The organism is Rubrivivax soli, from assembly GCF_049810355.1.
Lineage (GTDB): Bacteria > Pseudomonadota > Gammaproteobacteria > Burkholderiales > Burkholderiaceae_C > Rubrivivax.
This window is the reverse complement of record NZ_CP187368.1, coordinates 4594702-4614916: the sequence shown is the minus strand read 5'-3', so window position 1 is coordinate 4614916 and position 20215 is coordinate 4594702. Positions and strand designations below refer to the sequence as shown.

Genomic DNA, 20215 nt, shown 5'->3' with positions numbered 1-20215 from the left:
GGCGCCGGGTTCGGCGGCGGTCAGTACAGCGGGGGCAGCAGCCCCCAGGGCAGCGGCACGCGCAGCAGCTTGTAGAAGCCCACGTGCACGACCGCCGTGCCGCCCAGCGCCCACAGCAGCGCCGGTTGAGGCCGCACACCCAGCGCCAGGAACACGGCCAGCAGGCCGGCCGGCGCCAGCAGCAGGAAGCCCAGCCAGTCGGCCAGGAAGATGTAGGCCAGCGCCACCGCCACGATGACGGCGGCGGCGCCGTAGTGCTCGGTCTCGCGCACGCCGTCGGGCTCGGCGGGCGCGCGCCGGCTGCGCAGCAGCAGGCCCACCGCGCACAGCAGCAGCCCGATGCCGACCAGCCCGGGCAGGAAGCCCGCGCCCACCTTCTGCCCCGGCACGGCCGGGAAGGCGCGCGAACTCCAGAACACGGCCATGCCCAGCAGGGCCAGCGCCAGGCCCAGCCAGCGGTCGATGCGTTGCACGGGACGGGCTTACTTCGCGATGCCCACGGCCGTCATCACGGCCTTCATGTCGGCGTCGGCCTTCTGCATGAAGCTGGCGAACTCGGTGCTCGTGCCCCACAGCATGCCGAAGCCGCGCTGGGTCATGAAGTCCTTGTATTCCTTGCTCTCGTAGGCCTTCTTCACCGAGGCCTCCAGGCGTGCCGCGATGGCCGGCGGCAGGCCCTTCGGTGCCGCGATGCCGCGCCAGGCGCCGGTGCCCCAGTCGCTGCCGATGGCTTCCTTCAGCGTCGGCACGTTGGGGTACAGCGCCGAGCGGCTGCTGGCCATCACGGCCAGCGACTTCACCTTGCCGGCGTCGATGAGCGAACGCGCCTCGGGCAGCGAGCAGGGCACGAACTCGACGCCGCCGGCGGCCAGGTCCTGCAGGCCGGGCGCGGCGCCGTTGCTCGGCACCCAGGGCACGCTGGCCGGGTCGATCTTCGCGTCGCGCAGCATGCCCGCCAGCGCCAGGTGCCAGATGCCGCCCTGCCCCGTGCCCGAGGCCTTGAACTTGCCCGGGTTGGCCTTGATGGCAGCCAGCACGTCGTTCATGGTCTTGTAGGGCGCGTCGGCGCGCACCTGGAAGCCCGCCGGGTCCAGGTTCACCAGGCCGATCGGCGTGTAGCTCGTCGGGTTCAGGTCGGTGAGCTTCTGGTGGTGCATCATGGTGATCTCCACCGTGATCATCCCGATCGTGTAGCCGTCGGGCGCGGCGCTGGCGATCGCCTGATGCCCCACCACGCCCGAGCCGCCGGTGCGATTCACCACGTTGACCGGCTGCCCCAGGTCCTTCTCGACCAGGCTCGCCACCATGCGCGCCACGGCGTCGGTGCCGCCGCCCGCGCCCCAGGGCACGATCATCGTGATCGGCCGCTGCGGATAGCTCTGCGCATGTGCACCGACGGCCACCAGGGCCGCGGCACCCGCCAGCAACACACGACGGCCAACTACGAACGAGGCTCTGCGCATGGGGTCTCCAATCATCATATGATTAACACGGGGAGCGGGCAATTTCGCACCGCCCCTGCTCGGCGACAATCGGGGAAACACCCACGCAGGCCGCCAGCACCCCCATGACGAACCGCGTCCATCCCCGCGAAGCCCTGTTCGATCCCGACGATGCGGCCGTGCCGCAACTGCCGGTGTGCGACCACTACAGCGGCGTCGAGGCGCGCATGCGCAAGAGCCTGCAGCTGCAGGTCGAGATGGGCCCGGTGTTCGACGTCACGCTCGACGGCGAAGACGGCGCGCCAGTGGGCGGCGAGATCGAGCACGCGCACCTGATCGCCGAGCTCGTGAACGGCCCCGACAACCACCACGACCGCGTCGGTGCGCGCGTGCAGCCGGTGGACCATGCCCGGTTCGACGCCGTGGTCGACCTGCTGGTGCAGCGCGCCGGCGCCCGGCTGGCCTACCTGATGGTGCCCAAGGTGCGCGGCGTCGCCGACGTGCAGCGCGCCGCCGATGCCGTGGACGCCGCGGCCCGCCGCCACGGCATCGCGCGCCGCATCCCGCTGCACGCGCTGGTGGAGACGCACGGCGCGCTGCGCGAGGTGCAGGCGATCGCGGCGCACCCGCGCATCGAGTCGCTGAGCTTCGGGCTGATGGACTTCGTCTCGGCGCACCGCGGTGCCATTCCGCAGAGCGCGATGGGCGCCGAAGGCCAGTTCGACCACCCGCTGATCGTGCGCGCCAAGCTCGAGATCGCCGCCGCCTGCCACGGCCACGGCAAGGTCCCGTCGCACTGCGTCGTCACCGAGTTCAAGGACCAGCAGGCGCTGCAGCACGCCGCCGAGATGGCCGGGCAGCTGCTGGGCTACACGCGCATGTGGAGCATCCACCCGGGCCAGATCCGCACCATCGTCGATGCGTTTGCGCCGACCATCGCCGAGGTCGACCAGGCGATCGAGATCCTGCAGGCCGCGCAGGCCGCGGGCTGGGCGCCCATCCGCCACGGCGACGACCGCCTGCACGACCGCGCCAGCTACCGCTACTTCTGGCAGGTGCTCGAACGCGCGCACCGCACCTCGTTCCACGGTGGCGCGCAGCTGCCCGCCGAGGTGCGCCTGGCCTGGTTCGCCGCGGCCTGAACCACCGATTGCTGCGCGCCACCGGGCCCCAGCCCTGCGCAGAATGCACTTGATCAGTCTTATATAAGACATAAAATACAAGTTGCCAATCCGACCCGACCCTTGCAGGAGAACGCCGTGCTCACCGCCTACCGTCAACATGCCGCCGAACGCGCCGCGCTCGGCATCCCGCCGCTGCCGCTGTCGGCCCAGCAGACCGCTGCCCTGATCGAGCTGATCAAGGCCCCGCCCGCCGGCGAGGAAGCCTTCCTGCTGGACCTGCTGACGCACCGCGTGCCGCCGGGCGTGGACGACGCCGCCAAGGTGAAGGCCAGCTTCCTGGCCGCCGTGGCGCACGGCGAGCTGCAGGTCGGCCTGATCACCAAGGCCAAGGCCACCGAGCTGCTGGGCACCATGGTCGGCGGCTACAACGTGCACCCGCTGATCGAGCTGCTCGACGACACCGAGGTCGCCGCAGTGGCGGCCGAAGGGCTGAAGAAGACGCTGCTGATGTTCGACTTCTTCAACGACGTCGCCGAGAAGGCCAAGGCCGGCAACGCCAAGGCCCGGGAAGTGATGCGGAGCTGGGCCGACGCCGAGTGGTTCACCAGCCGCCCCGAGGTCGAGAAGAAGATCACCGTCAGCGTCTTCAAGGTGGCCGGCGAGACCAACACCGACGACCTGAGCCCGGCGCCCGACGCCTGGAGCCGCCCCGACATCCCGCTGCACTACCTGGCGATGCTGAAGAACGCGCGCCCGGGCATCACGCCCGAGGAAGACGGCAAGCGCGGCCCGATGCAGTTCATCGAGGACCTGAAGAAGCGCGGCCACCTGGTGGCCTACGTCGGCGACGTGGTCGGCACCGGCTCCAGCCGCAAGAGCGCCACCAACAGCGTCATCTGGGCCACCGGCAAGGACATCCCGTTCGTGCCGAACAAGCGCTACGGCGGCGTCACGCTGGGCGGCAAGATCGCGCCGATCTTCTTCAACACGCAGGAAGACAGCGGCGCGCTGCCGATCGAGGTCGACGTGTCGAAGCTGGAGATGGGCGACGTCGTCGACATCCTGCCCTACGACGGCAAGATCCTGAAGAACGGCGTCGAGGTGGCCAGCTTCCAGCTGCGCAGCGACGTGCTGTTCGACGAGGTGCGTGCCGGCGGCCGCATCAACCTGATCATCGGCCGCAGCCTCACGGCCAAGGCGCGCGAGTTCCTGGGCCTGCCGGCGAGCACCACGTTCCGCCTGCCGCAGCCGCCGGCCGCCACGAAGGCCGGCTTCACGCTGGCGCAGAAGATGGTGGGCCGCGCGGTCGGCCTGCCCGAGGGCCAGGGCGTGCGCCCGGGCACCTACTGCGAGCCGAAGATGACCTCGGTGGGCAGCCAGGACACCACCGGCCCGATGACGCGCGACGAGCTGAAGGACCTGGCCTGCCTGGGCTTCAGCGCCGACCTGGTGATGCAGAGCTTCTGCCACACCGCGGCCTACCCGAAGCCGGTGGACGTGAAGACCCACCGCGAGCTGCCGGCCTTCATCAGCAACCGCGGCGGCATCAGCCTGCGCCCGGGCGACGGCGTCATCCACAGCTGGCTCAACCGCATGCTGCTGCCCGACACCGTGGGCACCGGCGGCGACAGCCACACGCGCTTCCCCATCGGCATCAGCTTCCCCGCAGGCTCGGGCCTGGTGGCCTTCGGTGCCGCCACCGGCGTGATGCCGCTGGACATGCCCGAGAGCGTGCTGGTGCGCTTCAAGGGCCAGATGCAGCCCGGCATCACGCTGCGCGACCTGGTGCACGCGATCCCGCTGTTTGCCATTCGGAAGGGCCTGCTGACGGTGGCCAAGGCCGGCAAGATCAACGAGTTCTCGGGCCGCATCCTCGAGATCGAGGGCCTGCCCGACCTGAAGGTCGAACAGGCCTTCGAGCTCAGCGACGCCTCGGCCGAACGCTCGGCCGCCGGCTGCACGATCAAGCTCAACAAGGAGCCGGTGATCGAGTACCTCAACAGCAACATCGTGCTGCTGAAGAACATGATCGCCCAGGGCTATGCCGACCGCCGCAGCCTGGAGCGCCGCATCGCGAAGATGCAGGACTGGCTGGCCGCGCCCTCGCTGCTGGAAGCCGACCGGGACGCCGAGTACGCGCACGTGCTCGAGATCGACCTGGCCGACATCAAGGAGCCGATCCTCTGCTGCCCGAACGACCCCGATGACGCGAAGTTCCTGAGCGAAGTCGCCGGCACGAAGATCGACGAAGCCTTCATCGGCAGCTGCATGACCAACATCGGCCACTTCCGCGCCGCCAGCAAGCTGCTCGAAGGCAAGCGCGACATCCCGGTGAAGCTGTGGGTGGCGCCGCCGACCAAGATGGACGCCGCCGAGCTGACGAAGGAAGGCCACTACGCCAACTTCGGCAGCGCCGGTGCGCGCACCGAGATGCCGGGCTGCAGCCTGTGCATGGGCAACCAGGCCCAGGTGAAGGAAGGCGCGACCGTGGTCTCGACCAGCACGCGCAACTTCCCGAACCGCCTGGGCAAGAACACCAACGTGTTCCTGGCCTCCGCCGAGCTGGCCGCCATCGCGTCGAAGCTGGGCCGGCTGCCCAGCGTGGCCGAGTACCACGCCGACATGGGCGTCATCAACGCGGACGGCGCGAAGGTCTACCGCTACATGAACTTCGACCAGATCGAGGAGTACGCGGAAGTCGCCAAGGACCTGAGCGCCGCCCCGGCCTGCTGACGCCGCCGCGCCCGTCCCCGAAGCCCGCCAGGTTCGACCGGCGGGCTTTTTTCATGCCCGCGCGCGGTGCCGGCGCCAGCGCCGCTGCAGCGCCAGCACGGCCAGCACCGTGCCCGCCAGCACCAGGCCGAAGGCGACGGTGGATGCCACGCGCATCAGCGTGCTGTTGAAGTCCTCGCCGCCGCCGTAGTCCATCACATGCAGGCGGAACAGGAAGTCGTACCAGACCCAGGCCTCGGTGCGCACGGCCAGCAGCACGCCGGTGGCGCCGTCGAGGTACACACGCGAACCCAGCGCATCGTCGAAGCGCACGCGCCACAGGTCGCGCCGACCGCCCACTTCGTCGACCAGGCCCAGCCGCCGCGGTGCCTCGGCCAGGCGCTGCACGTCGCGCACGGGCGCCTGCTGCTTGTGCATCGCCGCCGCGAAACGCTGCACCGCGGCGGCGTCGGGGGCGACCCAGGCACGGCCGTCGGCCGGCAGCAGCCGCGGCGCGCCGTCCACCGGCACGACCCGCAGCGCCGGGCCCATCGGCGTGGCCACGGCCGCGACGCTGGTCACCGCGCCCAGATCCTGCAGCGCCGGCGCCACGCGCTGCGCCCATCCCGCGGGCAGCTGCACCGCGGGCGGCTGCACGGTGTCGCGGGCCTTCACCCAGCCGTCGAACGGCAGCCACGCGAACACCAGCCCGCCCAGCACCCACACCAGCACCTGCAGGCCGACGATCCAGCCGAGCCAGCGGTGGATGCGGAAGGTGGTGGCGGAAAGGCGGCTCATGGCGGGACGGGGGGCGCAGGACGTGCAGGGCCGTGCATTGTGCTGCCGGCGCGCGCTTTGCTAACCTCGCCGGTCCACCGCCGAACGGCCCGCCGACCATGACCACCTTCCGCGCGCTGCGCCTGGCCCTGCTGCTGCCCCTGGCCCTGGGCGTGGGCGCACTGCAGGCCGCCACGCTGAACCTGCGCATCCTGGAGACCAGCGACCTGCACATGCACCTGCTGGCCTACGACTACTACCAGGACAAGCCCACCGACGAATACGGCCTGGCGCGCACCGCCACGCTGATCAAGGCCGCGCGCGCCGAGGTCGCCAACAGCCTGCTGTTCGACAACGGCGACCTGCTGCAGGGCAGCCCGCTGGGCGACTTCGTCGCGCGCGTGAAGCCGCTGCAGCCCGGCCAGCGCCACCCGGCGTACAAGGTGCTGAACGCGCTGGGCGTGGACGCCGGCAACATCGGCAACCACGAGTTCAACTACGGCCTGCCCTTCCTGCGCCAGGCCATCGCCGGTGCCAACTTCCCGTATGTCAGCGCCAACGTCACGGTCGACGACGGCGACGGCAACCCGGCCAACGACAAGCCGGCCTTCACGCCGTACGTGCTGCTGGAGCGCACGTTCACCGACACCGCGGGCCAGGCGCACCGGCTGAAGATCGGCGTCATCGGCTTCGTGCCGCCGCAGATCTTGCTGTGGGACCGCACGCACCTGCAGGGCCGCCTGACGGCGCAGGACATCCTGGCGTCGGCGCGCCGCTACGTGCCCGAGATGCGCGCACGCGGCGCCGACCTCGTGGTCGCGATCCCGCACTCGGGCTTCGAACGCGGCGAGACGCCGGCCTTCGCCGAGAACTCGGTGGCGCGCATCGCCGAGGTGCCGGGCGTGGACGCGATCCTGTTCGGGCATTTGCACGGCGAGTTCCCGAGCCGCTTCTTCGCCGACCACGCGAGGGTGGACCTCGACAAGGGCACGATCAACGGCGTGCCCGCGGTGATGCCCGGGCGCTGGGGCGACCACCTCGGCGTCATCGACCTCGTGCTCGACAACACCGGCGGCCGCTGGCGCGTGGCCGACAGCCGCGCGGCACTGCGCCCGATCCGCGACCGCGCCACGCGCCGGCCGCTGGTCGATGCCGACCCGCAGGTGGCGCAGCTGGTGGCCGAGGAACACGCCGGCACCGTGGCCCACATGCGCTCGGCCGTGGCGCGCAGCAGCACGCCGATCCAGAGCTACTTCGCGCAGGTGGCCGACGACCCCTCGGTGCAGCTGGTGTCGCAGGCGCAGCTGGCCTACACGCGCCGCGCGCTGCAGGGCACGGCCTTCGAGGGCCTGCCGCTGCTGTCGGCCGCAGCTCCCTTCAAGACCGGCGGCCGCCAGGGCTGGAGCCACTACACCGACATTCCCGCCGGCGCGCTCGCGCTGCGCAACGTGGCCGACCTCTACATCTACCCCAACACGCTGAAGGCCGTGCGGCTCAGCGGCGCGCAGGTGCGCGAGTGGCTGGAGATGGCGGCCGGCCAGTTCCAGCGCATCGACCCCGCCGGCCCGCCGCAGCAGGAACTGGTGAACACCGCCTTCCCCAGCTACAACTTCGACACGCTCGACGGCGTGCAGTACGCGATCGACGTCACGCAGCCCGCGCGCTACGACCGCGCCGGCAAGCTGGTGGCGCCGGGCGCGCGCCGCATCGTCGACCTGCGCCACCAGGGCAAGCCCATCGACGACGCCGCGAGCTTCATCGTCGCCACCAACAACTACCGTGCCTCGGGCGGCGGCAACTTCCCCGGCCTGGACGGCAGCAACATCGTCGTCGACGCCCCCGACGAGAACCGCGAGGCGCTGGTGCAGTACCTGCTGGCCACGCGCGAGGTGGACCCGTCCGCCGACGCCAACTGGCGCATCCTGCCGGTGCCGGGCGTGCAGCTGCGCTTCACGTCGGGCGCGGGCGGCATCGCGCACCTGGCGCGCCACCCGAACATCGCGCTGGTGCGCGACAACGGCGACGGCTCGGCGCTGTACGAGTTGCGTCCATGAGCGCGCCGGGCCGTTCCCAAGCGCGCATCCCGGCGCACGCCGCGCGGAGGGTGACCCAGTGAACGTCGCCGGCTGGCGCCCCCCGCCCTGGCGGCAATGGCCCTGGCGCCGCATCGGCTGGGGCGCCGCGGCCGTGGCCGGCGGTGCCGGCGTGCTGCTGGTCGCCCTGGTGGCCTGGTACGCGTGGCAGCTGCCGCCGCTGGACAAGGTGCTGGACTACAAGCCGCGCCAGCACCTGCAGGTGTTCACGTCCGACGGCGTGGAGATCGCGCAGTTCGGCAGCGAGCGGCGGCTGTACGTGCCGCTGCACCAGGTGCCGCGCCAGCTGCAGGACGCGGTGCTGGCGGTCGAGGACACCGGCTTCCGCGAACACGGTGGCATCAGCCTGCGCGGCGTGCTGCGTGCGCTGTGGGCCAACGCCACCGGCGGCATGCCGCAGGGTGCCAGCACCATCACGCAGCAGGTGGCGCGCACCTTCTTCCTGTCGACCCGGCGCACGCCCGAACGCAAGATCAAGGAAGCCCTGCTGGCGCTGGAGATGGAGCGCCGCCTGTCCAAGGACCAGATCCTCGAGCTGTACCTGAACCAGATCTACCTCGGCCAGCGCAGCTACGGCTTCGGCGCCGCGGCGCAGACCTATTTCGGCAAGTCGCTGGCCGAGCTGGACCTGGCCGAGACCGCGCTGCTGGCCGGACTGCCGCAGAACCCCAACCGCGCCAACCCGGTGGCCAACCTGGAACGCGCCCAGCGCCGCCAGCGCGTGGTGCTGGGCCGCATGCGCGACGTCGGCCTGATCGATGCCGCCACGCGCGACCGCGCCGCCGCACAGGTGCTGCGCATCCGCCCGCCGGGCAGCGTGGAGGTGCAGGCACAGCACGTGGCCGAGATGGCGCGGCTGGCGGTGTACGAGCGCCTGGGCGAGAAGACCTACACCGAAGGCATCCGCGTCGTCACCGCGCTGCGCGCGGCCGACCAGCAGGCGGCGCACGCGGCGCTGCGCCGCGGCGTGCTGGCGCACGAGGCGCGCCAGCCCTGGCGCGGCCCCGAGGACCAGGTGCCGCTGCCCGCCGGCGATGGCGAGGCCGTCGACGACGCGGTGGCGCTGGCGCTGAAGGAACACGTCGACGACGAGGACCTGCGCCTGGCCGTGGTGCTGTCGGCCGCGCCGCAGCAGCTGCGCGCGCAGCTCGCCAACGGCGACGTGCTCACGGTGGACGCCGCCGGCCTGCGGCGCGCCGCGCCGGGCCTGCGGCCTGGCGCGCCGCAGGCCCTGGCGCTGCGCCGTGGCGCCGTGATCCGCGTGCTGCAGCAGCCCGGCGGGCGCTGGGCCGTCGCGCAGTGGCCGCAGGCCGACGGCGCCTATGTCGCACTGGACCCGGCCAATGGCCGCGTGCGTGCGCTGGTGGGCGGCTTCGACTTCGGCCGCCGCCCGTTCAACAACGCCACGCAGGCCTGGCGACAGCCGGGTTCGGCCTTCAAGCCGTTTGTCTATTCCGCAGCCATCGAGGCCGGCGTCGCGCCCGACACGCTGGTCGACGACCTGCCCTGGCCGGCAGGCGAGAACGGCGGCTGGTCGCCGCAGAACAGCGACGGCCAGTTCGACGGCCCGATCACCGTGCGCGAGGCGATGGCACGGTCGAAGAACCTGGCCAGCATCCGGCTGCTGCAGCACACCGGCATCGCCGCCACGCGCAGCTGGGTCGCACGCTTCGGCTTCGACGCGTCGCGCCAGCCGGCCAACCTCACGCTGGCACTCGGCGCGGGCAGCACCACGCCGCTGCAGCTGGCCAGCGCCTACGCGGTGCTCGCCAACGGCGGCCTGCGTGTGGCGCCGGTGGTGGTGGAACGCATCAGCGACGCGCAGGGCCGCGTGCTCTTCGAGGCACCGCCACCGGCGCCGCAGCGCGCGGTGCCGGCGCGCAACGTGTTCGTCGTCAACAGCCTGCTGGCCGAGGTGACGCGCAGCGGCACCGCCGCGCGCGTGCAGGCCACGCTGCGGCGCGGCGACCTGTACGGCAAGACGGGCACCACCAACGACGCGGTCGACGCCTGGTTCGCCGGCTTCCAGCCCGGCATGGTGGCGGTGGCGTGGATGGGGCACGCGCAACCGCGCAGCCTGGGCCAGGGCGAATCGGGCGGAGGACTGGCGCTGCCGATCTGGATCGGTGCGATGGCCCCGGTGCTGCGCACCCTGCCACTGGCCGACCCGCCCGCACCGCCGGGCCTGGTGCTGGTGGATGGCAGCTGGCGCTACGAAGAGTGGGCCGACACGCCGCCGGTCACGCACATCGGCGATGCGGAGCCGCTGCCCGAGACGGGCGAGCCGCCGCGCTGAACGCGGCTCAGGGATCGACCGCCGCGATCTCGTCGAAGGCGTGCGCCAGCCACAGCTTCAGTCGCTGGCGCTCCATCAGGCCCAGGCCCGGCCCGTCGATCGCGGTGTTGTTGCGCGCCGACCAGAAGCTGGCGTTGCGCGCGTCGATCTTCTGCACCACGGCGTCGTGCAGGCGCTTGACCTCGACGATCTGCGCGCCCAGGCCGAGCGCACGTTCGAGCTGGCCCGAGCGTTCGAGCTGGCCGAAGTCGTCGCCGCGCAGCTCGTTCTTCACCAGCACGTAGTGCACGCGCTGGCCGAAGCGGTCGAGCAGGCGCTGCAGCAGGTCGACGCTGTCGCGGCCGCTGTCCATCACGTGCCAGTGGTACAGGCCGATGCCCGAGAGGTCGGCCATGTCGAGCACGCCCGACTCGTCCATCCACTTCACCAGCGGTTCGTGGGTCTGCGCCGCCAGGTCCACCAGCACGCGCCGGCCGGGTTCCTCGACCGCGGCTTCCATGATGTTGTCCAGCGCCTCGTAGCTGTCGACCAGCGCCGGCGACGCGAAGTCGGCATAGAAGCGCATCAGCGCGCCGTGCGAGCGGTCGGTGTCGAAGCCGACGAAGGGCATCTTCTGGTCGATGAAGTACTGCGCCAGCAGCCGCGCCACCATCGACTTGCCGACGCCGCCCTTTTCGCCGCCGATCAGGTGGATCTTCGAGACGGCCGCGGTTTCCAGGGTGGGGACGTTTTCCATGGCGGCCATTGTGCCAACGCTGCGCCGCAGCGCCTAACATTCCCGCTCCGCACCGCACCCCACCGACATGACCACGACCACGCCGTTCGAACTGCTGCCCCGTGACCTGTCGGCCTACCGCGCCGGCAACACCGGCGTGCCCTACGTGCACCGCTTCGACAGCGGCCGGCCGGGCCCGCACGTGCTGGTGAACGCGCTGACGCACGGCAACGAGTTCTGCGGCATGGTCGCGGCCACGCACCTGCTGGACAGCGGCGTGCGGCCGCGCATCGGCACGCTCACCGTGAGCTTCGCCAACGTCGAGGCCTACGAGAGCTTCGACGCGAGCCGGCCGCTCGAGAGCCGCCAGCTGGTGCACAACATGAACCGCATCTGGTCGGATGCGTGGCTCGACGGCAGCGAGGACAGCCCCGAGCTGCGCCGCGCCCGCGCGCTGCGGCCGGTGGTGGCGGCGGCCGACCACATCCTCGACATCCACTCCACCGCGACCGACGTGCAGCCGTTCTGGGTCTACCCGGCGTACGCGCGCAACGGCGCCGTCGCGCTGGCGCTGGGCCGGCCGGCGGTGCACCTGGTGATGCCGCAAGGGCTGGGGTCGGGCACGCCGCTGATCCAGCACGGCCGCCACGGCGACGCCGGGCACCACGGTGTGGCGCTGGTCGCCGAGTGCGGCGGCCACTTCCGGCGTGCCAGCGGCGAACTCGCCACCGAGGTCGCGCTGGACTTCCTGGCGCACTTCGGCCTGATCGCGCGCGAGCGCCCGGCGCCCGGCCCGCAGCAGCGCTACGAGCTGCTGCAGACCTGGGTCGTCCAGACGCCGGAGTTCCGCTTCACGCGGCCGCTGCAGGGCTTCGAGGTCTTCGCCGACGGCGAACTCATCGCCACCGACGGCAGCACCGAGGTGCGCGCGCCGTGCGCGGACTGCACGGTGCTGATGCCCACGCGCCGGCCCGTCGTGGGCCGCGAAGGCGTGTACCTCGCGCGGCCCGTGGCCTGAAGACCGGCCGACGGCCGCTCAGCGCTGCTGGGTCGCGCCCTTGGCGGCGGCCACGCGCTCGTTGACGGCAGCGATGCCCGCCATGCGGATCTGCTCGCTCTGGCCCGCGGTCGGCACCGGGATCGGGCTGTCGCCTTCGGCGATCAGGCCCAGGCGGCGCGCTTCACGCGCTTCGGCCACGACCTGCACGCGCAGCAGGTTCGACGGGGCCAGCTCGCTCTGCGCGTACTGGTTGCGGGCGAATTCGTCCTGCGCCACGGCGGCCTGGCGCTCGGTGACCTGGGCACGCACCTCGGCGCGGCTGACGCTGGAGGTGATGGGCTGCGGATACTCGTACTCGGCGCCATCGGCGAAGGCGCTGCCGGCCACCAGCGTGGCAGCGGCGAAGAGGGCGGCTTGGAGCTTGCGGGTGTTCATGGTGTCTGTCCTTCAATGACGTGTTGCGATGGACCAGACTTTAGGGTTCCCCCTGCTTGCGAAAAAGCGCCGGGCAGGCAATGCGTCATTGCACTGACATGAACAATCGGGGCGGAACTCAGGCCGCGGCAGCCGCTCCGGCCGCCGCGCGCCGCCGCGCCAGCACCACCAGCAGCAGCACGATGCCGAGGTTGACGAGGTTCCAGCCGATGCCGTTGACGAAGGCCGCCTGGTACGAGCCGGTGAGGTCGAAGACCTTGCCCGACATCCAGCCGCCCAGCGCCATGCCGAACAACGTGGCCATCAGCACCGCGCCGACGCGCGCGCCGGCCTCGGCGGGCGGGAAGTGCTCGCGCACGATGATCGCGTAGCTGGGCACGATGCCGCCCTGGAACAGCCCGAACAGCGCCGAGATCACGTACAGCGACACCAGCCCGTCGAAAGGCAGGAACAGCAGCAGCGCCAGCCCCTGCAGCACCGAGCCCAGCAGCAGCGTCGCCAGGCCGCCGATGCGGTCGCAGATCAGCCCCGAGACCAGCCGGCTGACGATGCCGCAGGCCAGCATCAGGCTCAGCATCTCGGCGCCGCGCGCGGCGCCGAAGCCGAGGTCGGTGCAATAGGCCACGATGTGCACCTGCGGCATCGACATCGCCACGCAGCAGGCCACGCCGGCGATGCACAGCAGCACCTGCGCCTGGTTCAGCCCCAGCCCGAACGGCCGGTCGCTCACGCCCACGCCGGCCGCGCGCGCCACGCCCGCCACCGCCGCGGGTGGCCGCGTGCGCATGCACAGCGCCAGCAGCGGCAGCGTCACGGCGCAGAAGATGCCCAGGCCCACGTAGGTGGCGCGCCAGCCTTCGGTCTCGACGAAGTGCTGCACGATGGGCGGCCAGACGGCCCCGGCGACATAGTTGCCGCTGGCGCAGATGGCCACCGCGATGCCGCGCCGCTGCACGAACCACAGCGAGGTGTCGGCCACCAGCGGCCCGAAAGTGGCCGAGGCCCCGAAGAAGCCCAGCAGCAGGCCGTGGGCGAGCGAGAAGCCGACGATGCCGCCCGACAGGCCCGCGGCCACGAAGCCGAGCCCGAGCCCTGCGGCGCCGATGCAGATGGGCAGCATCACGCCGAAACGGTCGGCGAGCCGGCCCATGAACAGGCCGCCGAGCCCGAAGCCGACCATCATCGCGGTGTAGGGCAGCGAGGCATCGGCGCGCGCGACGCCGAACTCGGCCTGCACCGCCGGCAGCACCACCGCCACCACGTACATCGCGGCGCTGCCGATCGTCATCAGCACCAGCGTCACCGCCAGGCGCATCCAGGCGTAGCGGGAATCGGCAAGGTGCACGGCAGTGGCGGCCATCGCGACATTGTCGCGTGGCCTGCCACCATGTCAGCGCGGGGCTTGTACCGACAGCAGTTCGGCGTCGAGCACGCCCGCGCCCTGCGGGTGCGTGGCCGGCCGCTCGACATGGCGCTTCACGGTGGCGATGCCGTCGGCGACGCCGACCCAGCGTGTCTCGACCTCGCCGAAGTTGTTGCTCCACACGAGCTTGTAGGCCTTGAAGGTGCCCGCAGGCACGGTGACGTCGCCCCAGGACTCGACCCTGTACGTGGTGGTCAGCGGCACGGTGCGGCCCGCGGGGTGCTGCGTGACGGTGGTGGACGCGGTCCAGGTCTTGCCGACCTGCAGCGGCCAGGCGTAGTCGATCGGCGGGTCGTACGACGCCAGCGGCTGCCCTGTCGCGCCCAGGCTGGCCACCAGCGCGAAGCTCTGCGGGTCGTGCAGCGAGGTGCCCTGCGCCGAGCCGAAGGCCACCATCGGCCTGCCTTGCCAGCTGCCGGCCGCGTGGGTCCAGACGACGCGACCGTCGAAGTCGCCCAGGCTGCCCGAGCTCTTGCGGTGGTAGGTGGTCACGGTGCCCATCGGGGGTGCCGCGATGCGGTTGCCTGCGGGCGGCGCCGTGGCGCAGCCCGCGCCCAGCGTGGCCGCGGCGGCCGCCGTGATCAGCAGGGCAGGCAGGGGAAGGGGTCGGGCCGGCATGGTGTCTCCTGTCGTGGTGCGCGCCAGGCGGGGGCCCGCTGGATGCTGACCGCTTGTCGTCCGCCGGCGCTTTCAATCTACGCCGCGGGCTGCGGGCCGCCGTGCTCCAGATCAAACCGCGCCGCTAGACTGCCGTGATGGCGCAAAGCATCCACGAATTCCACGACGACCCGCGCAACGCCGACATCCGCATCTGGGTGAACGGGCAGCTCAGGCACCGCGACGAGGCCGTGGTCTCGGTGTTCGACAGCGGCTTCGTGCTCGGCGACGGCGTGTGGGAAGGCCTGCGCGTGGTGGGCGGCCACCCGGCCTTCCTGCGCGAGCACTTCGACCGCCTCTGGGAAGGTGCGAAGGCCATCGCGCTGGACATCGGCCTGAGCCGCGCGCAGCTGACGCAGGCGCTGTATGACACGCTGGCGGCCAACGGCATGCACGACGGCGTGCACGTGCGGCTGATGGTGACGCGCGGCGTCAAGCGCACGCCCTACCAGGACCCGCGCGTCACGGTGGGGCCGGCCACCATCGTCATCATCCCCGAGTTCAAGCTCGCCAAGCCCGAGACGCTGGCGCAGGGGCTCACGCTCTTCACCGTGCACGTGCGCCGCGGGTTCCCCGACGTGCAGGACCCCAAGCTCAACAGCCACAGCAAGCTGAACTGCATCACCGCCTGCATCCAGGCGTACACCGCCGGCGCCGACGAAGCGCTGATGCTCGACCCGCACGGCTTCGTCGCCACCTGCAACAGCACGCACTTCTTCATCGTGCGCCGCGGCGAGGTGTGGACCAGCAGCGGCGACTACTGCCTGGGCGGCATCACGCGCAGCAACGTGCTGCGCGTGTGTGCCGAGGCGGGCATCCCGGCGCGCGAGAAGAACTTCAGCCTGACCGAGGTCTACGGCGCCGACGAGGCCTTCGTCACCGGCACCTTCGCCGGCGTGGCGCCGGTGCGCAGCGTCGACGGCCGCACGCTGGGCGACACGCTGCCCGGGCCGATGGTGCAGCGCCTGCAGGGGCTCTACAAGGACCTGGTGGCGCGCGACGTCGCCGCTCAGGCAGCGCGGCGGGCCGCGGCATGACGGCACCGCCGCTGCGCATCGCGGCCTGGAGCGGGCCACGCAACATCAGCACCGCGATGATGCGGGCCTGGGAACACCGCGGCGACTGCGCCGTCAGCGACGAGCCCCTGTACGCGCACTACCTGCACGCGACGCAGTTCGACCACCCGGGCCGCGACGAGGTCATCGCCGCGGGCGACACCGACTGGCGCCGCGTGGTGGCGGCGCTGACCACCGGCCCTGCGCCCGGCGGCCAGCCGCTGTGGTACCAGAAGCACATGACGCACCACCTGCTGCCGGGCATGGACACCGGCTGGGTGCACGGCCTGGTCAACGTGTTCCTGATCCGCGACCCGGCGCTGGTGGTGGCCAGCTACGTGAAGTCGCGCGCCTGCGTGGTGGCGGCCGACATCGGGCTGCTGCAGCAGGCCGCGCTGTTCGACGCCGTGGCGCAGCGCCTGGGCCACGCGCCGCCGGTGCTGGATGCCGAACGTTTCCTGCGCGACCCGCGCACGCAGCTGCAAGGCCTGTGCACGCGGCTGGGCATCGCCTTCACCGACCGCATGCTGGCGTGGCCGCCGGGTCCGCGCGCCAGCGACGGCGTGTGGGCGCCGCACTGGTACGCGGCCGTGTGGCAGTCCACCGGCTTCGAGCCCTGGCGCGAGCGCCAGGTGGCGCTGCAGGGCGACGCCGCGCGGGCGGCCGACGCGTGCCGCGGCGCCTACGAGGCGCTGCTGCAGCACGCGGCCTGAAGCGCCTGGTTCAGGCGTCGGATCAGGCGTCTGGGGCGATGCCTTCCGCGTAGTCGTACAGCGCCGCCAGCAGCTCCTGCGCGCGTTCGTCGCCGCGTTCGTCGGCGGCCTGCGCCAGCGTGTCGATGCGCTCGAAATACGCTGCCAGCGTGAGCCCGCCACCGGCACCGTCGTGCAGCCGGTCGCGGCAGTGCTGCTGCCAGCGCTGCTGCCCTTCGGCGTCGAGCGTGGCGGGGAAGTTGCGCGCGCGGTAGCGGAACAGCAGCTCGTCGAGGCGGGCATCGTCGAAGGCCGGGCGCTTGGCCGCCAGCGCCTCGGGCGACAGGGCCCGCAGCCGTTCGAGCTGGCGCCGGTCGTCGTTGCCGACGAAGCCGCCGTACAGGTCTTCGTCGACGTCGGGTTCGCGCTCGGCGGGCGCGCGCGCGAACACCTGCGCCCACAGCGGGTCGAGCGTGCGGCCGAAGGCGGCGGCGCGCTCGGCATGGCGCAGCGCCTGGTCGATGTCGATGCCCCAGCGCTGCTGCGCCGGGCCCAGCGTCTTCAGGTTGCCGATGACCACCGGCGACTTGTTGATGTGGATGGTCTTCACCGGCAACCGCGCCACGCCCTCGGGCAGCGCGTCGGCGCGCGTGTACAGGCGCTGCTGCGCGGTGGCGGCGTCCAGCGTCGCCAGCTCGGCCGGGTCGTGCGCGAGATCCCAGACGATGAGCTCGTTCTTGTTCGTCGGGTGCGGCGCCAGCGGCCACACCATCGCCATGCAGCCACGCTCCACCGGGTACATGCCCGACAGGTGGATGAACGGCCGGTTGACACCGATCTCGGCCCGCACCGCGTCCTTGTGGCGCAGCTTCAGGCAGAAGTCCCACAGCCGTGGCTGCGCCGTCTTGACCAGCCGCGCCAGCGCGATGGTGGCGCGCACGTCGGACAGCGCGTCGTGCGCGGCGTCGTGGGCCAGGCCGTTGGCGGCCGTGAGGTGCTCGAGCTTGAAGCTCGGGCGGCCCGCCATCTCGCCGCCCTGGTGCACGGGCCACTCGATGCCCTCGGGCCGCAGCGACCAGCAGCAGCGCACCACGTCGAGCAGGTCCCAGCGGCTGCAGCCGTTCTGCCATTCGCGGCCGTAGGGGTCGATCAGGTTGCGCCAGAACAGGAAGCGCGTGACCTCGTCGTCGAAGCGGATGCTGTTGTAGCCGACGCCGATCGTGCCCGGCGCGCCCAGAACGCCCAGGACCTGCGCCGCGAACGCGTGTTCGGCCATGCCCTGCGCCAGCGCCTGCTGCGGCAGGATGCCGGTGAGCAGGCAGGCCTCGGGGTCGGGCAGGAAGTCGGGCGCAGGCTGGCAGAACCAGTTGGCGGGCTCGCCGATCTCGTTCAGCTCGGCGTCGGTGCGCACGCCGGCGAACTGCGCCGGCCGGTCGCGGCGCGGCACGCGGCCGAAGGTTTCGTAGTCGTGCCAGTAGAACGTGGTGTCGCTCACCGGCCGGCCCCGACGCGCCGCAACACCACGCTGCCCACCGAGTACCCGGCGCCGAACGAGCAGATCACGCCCAGGTCGCCGGCCTGCAGGTCGGCATGGTGCTCGTGGAACGCGATGATGGAGCCGGCCGACGCGGTGTTGGCGTACTCGCTCAGGATGATGGGCGCGAGGTCGTCGCCCACGTCCTGGCCCACCAGGCGCTTGAGCACCAGCTGGTTCATGCCCAGGTTGGCCTGGTGCAGCCAGAAGCGGCGCACCTGCGTCGGCTCGAAGCCCAGCGTGTGCAGGTGCTGCTCGATGTGCTCGGCGGCCATCGGCACCACCTCCTTGAAGACCTTGCGGCCTTCCTGGCGGAAGGTCTTGTCGCGCGCGTCGGGGTCGGTGTCCTCGCAGCGGTTCAGGAAGCCGGCGTTGTTGCGGATGTTGTTCGAGTACTGCGTGACCAGCTTCGTGCCCAGCACCTGCCAGCGGTCGGCGCCGGTGGCGGTGTCTTCGGCCTCGACGATGACGGCGGTGCAGACGTCGCCGAAGATGAAGTGGCAGTCGCGGTCGCGCCATTCGAGGTGCGCCGAGGTGATCTCGGGGTTCACCACCAGCACGCAGCGCGCGCTGCCGGTGCGCACCGCGTTCACGGCCTGCTCGATGGCGAAGGTGGCCGACGAGCAGGCCACGTTCATGTCGAAGCCGTAGCCGCCGCAGCCCAATGCCGCCTGGATCTCGCAGGCCATCGCCGGGTAGGCGCGCTGCATGTTGGCGGCCGCGCACAGCACCGCGTCGACTTCGTCCGGCTGCTTGCCGGCGGCGGCGATGGCCTCGCGGCCCGCGGCCACCGCGATCTCGGCCATCAGCGACAGCGCCTCGTCGGGCCGCGGCGCGAAACGCGGCTTCATGCGCGTGGGGTCGAGCACGCCGTCCTTGTCGAGCACGTAGCGCTGGCGGATGCCCGAGGCCTTCTCGATGAACTCGACGCTGGAATGCACCATCGCCGGCAGTTCGCCGGCGGCGATGCGGTCGGCGTGCTGCGCGTTCTGCAGGTCGGCGTAGGCGTTGAAGGCCTGCACCAGCTCGGCATTGGTGATGACGTGCGGCGGCCGGTACAAGCCGGTGCCGGAGAGGACGGCGTTTTTCATGGGCGCCGAGTGTAGGCGCCGGGATTCACTTCTTCCTTGCGGGAGATCGCGCAGTCGCCATGGCTTCGGACATGCCGATCAGCACGCCGCTGACCATCGCCGTGTAGCTCTCGGCCATGGCCTGCGCGGCGCGCATCGAGGCCGCGCGCGTGCTGCGCATGGCCGACTGCATCTGCTCGGCCATCTGCTCGGCCGTCATCGTGGCCTGCGCACCCGAGAGCGTGCCGCCGGCCTGGAACTTCTCGAGCACCTGGCCCCAGGCGCCGGCCAGCGGCGCGCCGGCGCCGGCGGCCGTCTTCTTCAGGCTGGCGAACAGCGTGTCCTCGAACTTGTCCAGGTCGTCCAGCGCCTTCTTCAGGTGCTTCTCGCGCAGGTCGGCGCCCTGCGCCACCAGCTGCTGCAGCGCCACGCGGTTGGCGTCGACGGCCTTGACCATGGCCTCGTCCATGCCGGCCACCGCGGTGTCGAGCAGGGTCTCGGGGTCCAGCCCCGGCGCGGCGTTCTTCGCCGCACCCAGGCTGGCCGCCTCGGACACCGTCTTCAGCGCCTGGCGGATGTTCTTCAGCGTCAGCTCGCGGCCCTGCAGCGCGGCCAGCGTGGCATCGCTCACGGCCTTCTTCAGCTGCGCGCCCTGCGTGGCGGTGGCGGTCTCGAACAGTGCGACCAGGGCTTCGGGGTCGATCATCGGCTTGGCCATGGGGGTCCTCGGGGTTGGATGGGGCAGCCACGATGGTGGCACCGTGGGGCTGGCTCGGCAAGGCGCGGCTGCACTACAGTGCGGCGCATGCAATTCATGCTGCTGATCATCGAGCCGCCCGAACAGCGCGGCACCCGCAGTGCCGCCGAAGGCCCCGAGGTGTATGCGCAGATGCAGCGCTTCGCCGCAGGCCTGCAGCAGCGCGGCGTGCTGCGCGCGGTGGAGTCGCTGCAGTCGCACGCACGCGCCACCCGCGTGCAGGTGCGCGGCGGCAGCACCCAGCTGCTCGACGGCCCCTTCGCCGAGGCCAAGGAGATGATCGGCGGCTTCTTCCTCGTCGACGTGGCCAGCCGCGACGAGGCCGTCGCGATCGCCGCCGACTGCCCCGCAGCCGCCTGGTGCACGGTGGAAGTGCGCGGCCTGGGACCGTGTTTCGACGACGGCCCGGCCTGACCGGCTCCGCGGCCTGCAG

Annotated in this window: 18 protein-coding genes; 8 read left to right on the top strand and 10 right to left on the bottom strand. The window is 71.7% G+C overall.

From position 1 onward, the window contains the following. Positions 1-20: 20 nt before the first annotated feature. A complete protein-coding gene (locus ACPOLB_RS21195; protein WP_425258030.1) occupies positions 21-473 on the bottom strand; it encodes a tripartite tricarboxylate transporter TctB family protein in 453 nt (150 codons plus the stop codon). Between the two features lie 9 nt (positions 474-482). Continuing rightward, on the bottom strand, positions 483-1463 hold the full coding sequence (locus ACPOLB_RS21190) for a tripartite tricarboxylate transporter substrate binding protein (protein ID WP_425258029.1): 981 nt from the start codon (positions 1461-1463) through the stop codon (positions 483-485). 104 nt (positions 1464-1567) lie between these two features. Here ACPOLB_RS21190 and ACPOLB_RS21185 point away from each other — a divergent pair, with 104 nt between their 5' ends. Continuing rightward, the gene (locus tag ACPOLB_RS21185) at positions 1568-2584 is read left to right on the top strand and encodes an HpcH/HpaI aldolase/citrate lyase family protein (RefSeq protein WP_425258028.1); all 1017 of its coding nucleotides are present in this window, start codon (positions 1568-1570) and stop codon (positions 2582-2584) included. A gap of 117 nt (positions 2585-2701) precedes the next feature. After that, entirely contained in the window at positions 2702-5299 is a 2598-nt protein-coding gene (gene acnB / locus ACPOLB_RS21180; protein WP_425258026.1) for a bifunctional aconitate hydratase 2/2-methylisocitrate dehydratase, read from the top strand. Between the two features lie 51 nt (positions 5300-5350). On the opposite strand, the gene ACPOLB_RS21175 is transcribed toward acnB, so the two are convergent. Continuing rightward, the gene (locus ACPOLB_RS21175; protein WP_425258025.1) at positions 5351-6076 is read right to left on the bottom strand and encodes a PepSY domain-containing protein; all 726 of its coding nucleotides are present in this window, start codon (positions 6074-6076) and stop codon (positions 5351-5353) included. Between the two features lie 98 nt (positions 6077-6174). Between ACPOLB_RS21175 and ACPOLB_RS21170 the strand changes: the two genes are divergently transcribed. Together ACPOLB_RS21170 and ACPOLB_RS21165 are read left to right on the top strand one after the other, a co-directional pair. Then, a complete protein-coding gene (locus tag ACPOLB_RS21170; protein ID WP_425258024.1) occupies positions 6175-8109 on the top strand; it encodes a bifunctional 2',3'-cyclic-nucleotide 2'-phosphodiesterase/3'-nucleotidase in 1935 nt (644 codons plus the stop codon). 58 nt (positions 8110-8167) lie between these two features. Then, a complete protein-coding gene (locus tag ACPOLB_RS21165; protein WP_425258023.1) occupies positions 8168-10444 on the top strand; it encodes a penicillin-binding protein 1A in 2277 nt (758 codons plus the stop codon). Between the two features lie 7 nt (positions 10445-10451). On the opposite strand, the gene ACPOLB_RS21160 is transcribed toward ACPOLB_RS21165, so the two are convergent. Continuing rightward, the gene (locus ACPOLB_RS21160) at positions 10452-11180 is read right to left on the bottom strand and encodes a mobilization protein (RefSeq protein ID WP_425258022.1); all 729 of its coding nucleotides are present in this window, start codon (positions 11178-11180) and stop codon (positions 10452-10454) included. 67 nt (positions 11181-11247) lie between these two features. On the opposite strand from ACPOLB_RS21160, the gene ACPOLB_RS21155 reads away from it, so the two are divergent. Further along, positions 11248-12177, top strand: coding sequence for a succinylglutamate desuccinylase (locus tag ACPOLB_RS21155; protein WP_425258021.1), 930 nt, complete (start codon positions 11248-11250; stop codon positions 12175-12177). 18 nt (positions 12178-12195) lie between these two features. Here ACPOLB_RS21155 and ACPOLB_RS21150 read toward each other — a convergent pair whose 3' ends face one another. From ACPOLB_RS21150 to ACPOLB_RS21140, 3 genes are all read right to left on the bottom strand, one after another. Further along, complete coding sequence (locus ACPOLB_RS21150) at positions 12196-12594, bottom strand: hypothetical protein (RefSeq protein WP_425258020.1); 399 nt, start codon at positions 12592-12594, stop codon at positions 12196-12198. A 118-nt stretch (positions 12595-12712) separates the two neighbouring features. After that, positions 12713-13954 carry an MFS transporter gene (locus tag ACPOLB_RS21145; RefSeq protein ID WP_425258019.1) on the bottom strand — a complete coding sequence of 414 codons (1242 nt, stop codon included), beginning with the start codon at positions 13952-13954 and terminating at the stop codon, positions 12713-12715. A 30-nt stretch (positions 13955-13984) separates the two neighbouring features. Continuing rightward, positions 13985-14635, bottom strand: a complete 651-nt coding sequence (locus ACPOLB_RS21140) for a hypothetical protein (protein WP_425258018.1) — start codon at positions 14633-14635, stop codon at positions 13985-13987. A 137-nt stretch (positions 14636-14772) separates the two neighbouring features. Here ACPOLB_RS21140 and ACPOLB_RS21135 point away from each other — a divergent pair, with 137 nt between their 5' ends. Together ACPOLB_RS21135 and ACPOLB_RS21130 are read left to right on the top strand one after the other, a co-directional pair. Beyond that, positions 14773-15711 carry an aminotransferase class IV gene (locus tag ACPOLB_RS21135; protein ID WP_425258017.1) on the top strand — a complete coding sequence of 313 codons (939 nt, stop codon included), beginning with the start codon at positions 14773-14775 and terminating at the stop codon, positions 15709-15711. Then, complete coding sequence (locus ACPOLB_RS21130; RefSeq protein ID WP_425258016.1) at positions 15708-16442, top strand: HAD family hydrolase; 735 nt, start codon at positions 15708-15710, stop codon at positions 16440-16442. Before ACPOLB_RS21135 ends, ACPOLB_RS21130 begins: the two co-directional genes overlap by 4 nt. A gap of 22 nt (positions 16443-16464) precedes the next feature. Here ACPOLB_RS21130 and sbcB read toward each other — a convergent pair whose 3' ends face one another. From sbcB to ACPOLB_RS21115, 3 genes are read right to left on the bottom strand one after another with little or no spacing between them, the layout of a single operon-like run. After that, a complete protein-coding gene (gene sbcB, locus ACPOLB_RS21125; RefSeq protein WP_425258015.1) occupies positions 16465-17916 on the bottom strand; it encodes an exodeoxyribonuclease I in 1452 nt (483 codons plus the stop codon). Next, positions 17913-19046 (bottom strand): beta-ketoacyl-ACP synthase III, encoded by a 1134-nt coding sequence (locus tag ACPOLB_RS21120; RefSeq protein ID WP_425258014.1) that lies wholly within the window; start codon positions 19044-19046, stop codon positions 17913-17915. Before ACPOLB_RS21120 ends, sbcB begins: the two co-directional genes overlap by 4 nt. Before the next feature lie 25 nt (positions 19047-19071). Next, a complete protein-coding gene (locus ACPOLB_RS21115; protein WP_425258013.1) occupies positions 19072-19743 on the bottom strand; it encodes a DUF6781 family protein in 672 nt (223 codons plus the stop codon). Positions 19744-19830: 87 nt separating this feature from the next. Between ACPOLB_RS21115 and ACPOLB_RS21110 the strand changes: the two genes are divergently transcribed. After that, positions 19831-20196: a YciI family protein gene (locus ACPOLB_RS21110; RefSeq protein WP_425258012.1), complete on the top strand. Its 366-nt coding sequence runs from the start codon at positions 19831-19833 to the stop codon at positions 20194-20196. The last annotated feature ends 19 nt before the right edge of the window (positions 20197-20215 follow it).

Coding starts and splice junctions, on each gene's coding strand:
- ACPOLB_RS21160 (WP_425258022.1), bottom strand. CDS start 11,180: ATGGAAAACGTCCCCACCCTGGAAACCGCGGCCGTCTCGAAGATCCAC.
- ACPOLB_RS21175 (WP_425258025.1), bottom strand. CDS start 6,076: ATGAGCCGCCTTTCCGCCACCACCTTCCGCATCCACCGCTGGCTCGGC.
- ACPOLB_RS21145 (WP_425258019.1), bottom strand. CDS start 13,954: ATGGCCGCCACTGCCGTGCACCTTGCCGATTCCCGCTACGCCTGGATG.
- ACPOLB_RS21185 (WP_425258028.1), top strand. CDS start 1,568: ATGACGAACCGCGTCCATCCCCGCGAAGCCCTGTTCGATCCCGACGAT.
- ACPOLB_RS21140 (WP_425258018.1), bottom strand. CDS start 14,635: ATGCCGGCCCGACCCCTTCCCCTGCCTGCCCTGCTGATCACGGCGGCC.
- ACPOLB_RS21130 (WP_425258016.1), top strand. CDS start 15,708: ATGACGGCACCGCCGCTGCGCATCGCGGCCTGGAGCGGGCCACGCAAC.
- ACPOLB_RS21120 (WP_425258014.1), bottom strand. CDS start 19,046: ATGAAAAACGCCGTCCTCTCCGGCACCGGCTTGTACCGGCCGCCGCAC.
- ACPOLB_RS21110 (WP_425258012.1), top strand. CDS start 19,831: ATGCAATTCATGCTGCTGATCATCGAGCCGCCCGAACAGCGCGGCACC.
- ACPOLB_RS21155 (WP_425258021.1), top strand. CDS start 11,248: ATGACCACGACCACGCCGTTCGAACTGCTGCCCCGTGACCTGTCGGCC.
- ACPOLB_RS21115 (WP_425258013.1), bottom strand. CDS start 19,743: ATGGCCAAGCCGATGATCGACCCCGAAGCCCTGGTCGCACTGTTCGAG.
- ACPOLB_RS21150 (WP_425258020.1), bottom strand. CDS start 12,594: ATGAACACCCGCAAGCTCCAAGCCGCCCTCTTCGCCGCTGCCACGCTG.
- ACPOLB_RS21190 (WP_425258029.1), bottom strand. CDS start 1,463: ATGCGCAGAGCCTCGTTCGTAGTTGGCCGTCGTGTGTTGCTGGCGGGT.
- ACPOLB_RS21170 (WP_425258024.1), top strand. CDS start 6,175: ATGACCACCTTCCGCGCGCTGCGCCTGGCCCTGCTGCTGCCCCTGGCC.
- ACPOLB_RS21135 (WP_425258017.1), top strand. CDS start 14,773: ATGGCGCAAAGCATCCACGAATTCCACGACGACCCGCGCAACGCCGAC.